The 4,462-nt window shown below is 58.2% G+C and carries 5 protein-coding genes; 4 read left to right on the top strand and 1 reads right to left on the bottom strand.

The window, feature by feature from the left end; translation table 11 throughout:
- Positions 1–552: 552 nt before the first annotated feature.
- Positions 553–798, bottom strand: a complete 246-nt coding sequence (locus AB4Z51_RS44440; protein ID WP_441499725.1) for a hypothetical protein — start codon at positions 796–798, stop codon at positions 553–555.
- A gap of 409 nt (positions 799–1,207) precedes the next feature.
- Here AB4Z51_RS44440 and AB4Z51_RS44435 point away from each other — a divergent pair, with 409 nt between their 5' ends.
- The 4 genes from AB4Z51_RS44435 to AB4Z51_RS44420 all read left to right on the top strand — a co-directional run bounded on the left by AB4Z51_RS44435 (position 1,208) and on the right by AB4Z51_RS44420 (position 4,404).
- The gene (locus AB4Z51_RS44435; protein ID WP_441499724.1) at positions 1,208–1,546 is read left to right on the top strand and encodes a hypothetical protein; all 339 of its coding nucleotides are present in this window, start codon (positions 1,208–1,210) and stop codon (positions 1,544–1,546) included.
- A 440-nt stretch (positions 1,547–1,986) separates the two neighbouring features.
- The gene (locus tag AB4Z51_RS44430; protein ID WP_441499723.1) at positions 1,987–2,154 is read left to right on the top strand and encodes a hypothetical protein; all 168 of its coding nucleotides are present in this window, start codon (positions 1,987–1,989) and stop codon (positions 2,152–2,154) included.
- Between the two features lie 220 nt (positions 2,155–2,374).
- On the top strand, positions 2,375–3,391 hold the full coding sequence (locus AB4Z51_RS44425) for a hypothetical protein (protein WP_441499722.1): 1,017 nt from the start codon (positions 2,375–2,377) through the stop codon (positions 3,389–3,391).
- On the top strand, positions 3,388–4,404 hold the full coding sequence (locus tag AB4Z51_RS44420; protein ID WP_441499721.1) for an integrase core domain-containing protein: 1,017 nt from the start codon (positions 3,388–3,390) through the stop codon (positions 4,402–4,404). Before AB4Z51_RS44425 ends, AB4Z51_RS44420 begins: the two co-directional genes overlap by 4 nt.
- Positions 4,405–4,462 lie beyond the last annotated feature (58 nt).

Here is a 4,462-nt window from a genome sequence, read left to right as displayed (position 1 = left end):
TTCGCCTTCACCTGCCACCCGCGCCGGGAGCCGGCGCTGCGCTATGCCGAGGGCTCCGCGCCGGCTCCCGCCGCTGCCACCGTCCAACCGGGCAAATCCAACAGCCGGGGCGAACTCAGGACTGGATAAAACTTGGGGGCAAGGTCACCAGCGGCGGCCAGTCTACCTACCTTACTCAACGAGTCTCCAACTTTCGAGGCCGGAGACGCGTTCCATCCGTGAATACATCCCAGCGCCTCCTACAACCGCGAGCGCCTTTGCAGGTTGTATTTTTGAGAACGGTTCTCGAACAGCGCGCGAACGGGATGTGATAAAAGAGAACGGCGCTAGGGAATGTCGCTCCTGCTTCGGCTCGGGCCGATGCGGTGCGGCGTGTTGAGGAAGAACTCCCGGTTGCCGAAAGCGGCTTCCGCATACTGGTCAATCGCAACCTGGATGGCCTCGATGTGCGCCCTGCACCACCTTCACGGGTCGACAGCCTCCGCGTCTGGTCGCGTGAGTTCAGGAACTCCGGAGCATCCTACATGTCGGAGAAATACTTCGGTCGTTCAACTACCACTTCCGCCCTCCTAGAACGCGCGGACGGGTTTCCTGCGGCTGCGCTTTCTTCATGTCGTCCCGCTGCAAACAGAGGCCATCGACCTTGGCCTGCATCCGGCCTAGCAGAGCTTCCGCCGAGGCGGTCCCTACCTCGGCCCGCTGGAGCTGGAGGATTTCCTTGCGCTGCCGGCCTATCTGCGCGCGCATGCGCTCGATTTCCGAGCGGATGTATAAGAGTGTTGGCATCTTGTTTTTCAATGAGTTACGGCGCTCAACAAGAACAAATAGGGGGCATCCAGTCAATCGCTAGGAATAGTTGGTCTGATTTGGAACGCCCCTATTCCAAGTTTCTTGCCCCTTATGAGCAAGCAAACCGAGTACCTCAGAGAACAGGCCTGTAGAGCGGAACGGCTTTCTCAATCTGTCAGCAGCAATCAAGACTGCCAGACTCTGAAGGCTTTGGCCGAGGACTTGGACGCGGATGCCGAGCGATTGGAGCGCTCCGAAGATTCCCTCAACCCGCCAAGCTGAGAAGTAAAACGCCGCCTGCTTGGCGGCGGCTTTCCAGCCGCAAGAGGATAACGCGCAAAATCTCATCTCGATATTCTAGGCGCATCTTATGCCAAGCTCTTACGAAGAAAGACGTCCGGGCGGTTGGAACATTGCTGTGGCCCTGGGCCTGTTGGCGGTAGCATTCCTGAGCGATCGCGGCGCTCCGCCGAACCAAGATGCAGAAGACGCATCGCCGATGCCATCCAAAGAAAAGCGTGACGCTTCGACGGACGATCTTTCGCTCTTCATGCTCGGGACGCTGACTCTCGGTCTTGGGCTCTTGATCATCTACGGCTTCATCCGGGACGGTTGGATGATCGTGGCCGCGAACGTGGTAGGCGCCACGCTCGCGGCCATCGATTTCTGCTGCAGGATACTCAGGTCGCGAGGCCGCTGTAGAATCCATGGGCCTGAAAACGGAGGCCGAGATGACCGCGATACGAATCCGCCATAAGACCACCTATCGTTTTAGAGAGGCAGTACAACCGATACGCTTTCGCTGCTCAAAGATCTGAACGCCGGAGTCGCCCAGCACGTTCGGTACCAAGGCCGTGAAATCGAGGGCACGCAATCTCCCCAGGAGTCACTCGACCGCGGGTGGGGAAGGAGCATCCGCTAAAGGCGATTGGATACGTGGCAGCTACTGTTGTCTTCCTTGGTTCAGTTGCTGCGCGAGCGATCTTCAGCGCCTAAGCAGGTAGGCGCTCTAAGAGAACCGAAATCGACGCCACAACACGCGAGCCACCAAGCTTATGGCCGCAAGAACATCCAGCACGACCTGCCGCTCGCCCATAAAGGAACTCCCCGATCTTGACGGGCGGCTGCCGACTGGGTTGACTGGCGACAGCGACAAGAGCCAACAAAAGCAAGCGTCGTTACGTAGATGGGCATCAAATGGGCATCGAACTCAAGGAAGAGACCATAGCGAAACTTCGGGCAAAGCTGGGCCGCGAGCCAACTGAGGACGAGACCCGTTCCGCCCGTAACGAACTCATTCGGAGGGCGTATGCCGCAATGGCAACAACGGATTTGCTGATGCGAGACGAAGCGGAAGATCTTTAGCCGGTGCGAGATGAGCCACCACAAGTTTAAACTGGAGGGCGGTTAGCCTCGCCCCCCAGATCAGGACGCTGCGCTCGCACGGACTTGGTGCGACCGCGATCGCCAAGCAGTCGGGATGTTCTCGCGGGGCGATCTGCAAGGCAATTGGCGCAGGCTAGCCAAACCATCCATTCTTGGCGTCCCGCGTTGCCGGTTTCGCTTGCGGCGAGTCCATTGTAGGATGCAGGGATCGACCCTGTGGGCCGTCCGCTGCCATATGCAGCCCTATCCGGCGCAGACCGGTCTTATCCGGGAGGCACTATTGCCCGTGACCTGGATTGACGCAGTGGTTCGCATTGGGGCAGCCGTCGCCGCGTTCGCGGCGTTTTACGTCGCCTGGTTCATGTACGAGGACGATGAAAGAAAACTGCGGGACAAGATCGCGACTTGGTGGCTTCAGTTCGATGAACTCCGCAGCCGGACGGTCTCGCGTCAAGCCGCGTTCGTGGTCGTTGTCGCGCAGAAAGCGAATGACATAGCAGACCGCATGTTCGGAAAGGCTCTGATCGCGAAAGATTCGATCGCCGTTGCCGTTTGCCTGACCGCAGGTAATCTCTATCTCTGGCCCCCGATAGGCGCTGCAATCATCATTAGGATTTACGCAGCGCTTGGCGCTGTAAGCAGCCTCAAGTTCGGGACGGCGGATTGGGTGTTCGTGTCAGTTGCCGTCCTCGCGTTCGCCTGTGCGGCAGCTCCGCTCGTATCTCCTCGCCTGCGCTCGTTGCCGAGGGTCGTCATGTGGATGTTTGTAGCTTACGCCCTCATAGGCATCCTGGGGGCGATGTTAATGGTTAGCGTCGCTCTCCTCTACGGAATGCCGCCGGAGCCGGTTTCATCCTTGCGTAAACTCGCCGCAACCCAGCTTGTGATCGGCGTTGGCTGCCTGGCAGGAGCTATCCTGACATTGTCTCAAGTCGCTGTCGTGCGTTACGCCATGCGGTGGACCATCCTGCGAAGATCGGAATGGCCGATCGTCGGCGGAATGGCTCTGGTTTCCATTCCGATCGGTATCATGCTCGCGTTTTTCGTGGCGACTCTGGTCTGGACACCTGTGACGTTGACAGAGGTCACCTCATCGAACTTCCTTGTCATTGGGGTCGGCTTTGCGATCATGGCATGTCTCATTTCGACCGCTGTGTGTACCGAAAACCTCATCCGGGTTGAAGACACAGTGGAATCGCCTAAGCTGGCGGGATGATCGGGCTGCTCTGGTTCGTGCTGGCCGTCCTGACCTCGCCATTCAAGTCCAAGTTGCGGCTTGAGGCCGAGAACACGGTGCTTCGACATCAGGTGATTGTCTTGAGGCGCAGGCTGCATGGTCGCGTCCGGCTCACCAGCCATGATCGCTGGTTCTTTATCCAGCTGTATCGCTGGTTTCCATCAATCTTGCAGGCTTTCACGATCATCCGGCCTGAGACGCTCCTGCGTTGGCATCGGGCCGGCTTTCTGTGTTACTGGCGTTGGAAATCGCGCCCATTGGGAGGGCGACCGCCGATCGACATGGAGTTGCGCGTATTGATCCGGCGGATGAGCGTCGAGAATCCGCTTTGGGGCGCGCCACGCATTCACGGCGAATTGCTTAAGCTCGGGTTTGAGGTCGCGCAGTCGAGCGTCGCCAAGTACATGGTCAAACGACGGCAGCCACCTGGCCAAGGATGGCGAACCTTCTTGTGTAACCATGCGCCGGACATTGCCGCCATGGACTTGTTTGTTGTTCCGACCATTGGCTTCGACCTGCTCTATGCCTTCATCATCGTGCGGCTCGACCGCAGAGACCTTGTCTGGATCAACGTCACAGCAAATCCGACGGCGGAATGGGTTGCACGTCAAATCACGGAGGCATTTCCTCGGGATGAGGCTCCGCACTATCTCATCCGCGATCGGGATCGGATCTACGGCACCGTCGTCACACGACGATTGCGCGCCATGGGCATTCGGGACAAGCCTATTGCACCGGCCTCACCCTGGCAGAACGGCTTTGCCGAACGGTTGATCGGATCGATCCGGCGTGAGTGTTTGGATCACATCATTGTCCTGAGCGAGGCGCATCTGTGCCGGATTCTGAAATCCTACGCCGATTACTATAATAATTTCAGAACTCATCGATCCTTGAACAAGGATGCGCCGGTTTCTCGTCCGGTTCAGCGAACAGGAAGCATCAAATCACACGCCATCCTCGGCGGACTTCATCACCACTACGCCCGAGCTTGAATTTTCGGTACACACAATGTACGGACACAAGTTCGAACATCTTGCGAGGTCCGAAAAG

Origin of the sequence: Bradyrhizobium sp. 2TAF36 (assembly GCF_052114925.1) — a bacterium.
GTDB lineage: Bacteria > Pseudomonadota > Alphaproteobacteria > Rhizobiales > Xanthobacteraceae > Bradyrhizobium > Bradyrhizobium barranii.
Note: the sequence above shows the minus strand (reverse complement) of the source record. Positions and strands in the feature narration are given on the sequence as shown.

Excerpts from the sequence above, each read along its gene's own strand:
- AB4Z51_RS44420 (WP_441499721.1), top strand. The coding sequence starts at position 3,388 with ATGATCGGGCTGCTCTGGTTCGTGCTGGCCGTCCTGACCTCGCCATTC.
- AB4Z51_RS44425 (WP_441499722.1), top strand. The coding sequence starts at position 2,375 with ATGCAGGGATCGACCCTGTGGGCCGTCCGCTGCCATATGCAGCCCTAT.
- AB4Z51_RS44430 (WP_441499723.1), top strand. The coding sequence starts at position 1,987 with ATGGGCATCGAACTCAAGGAAGAGACCATAGCGAAACTTCGGGCAAAG.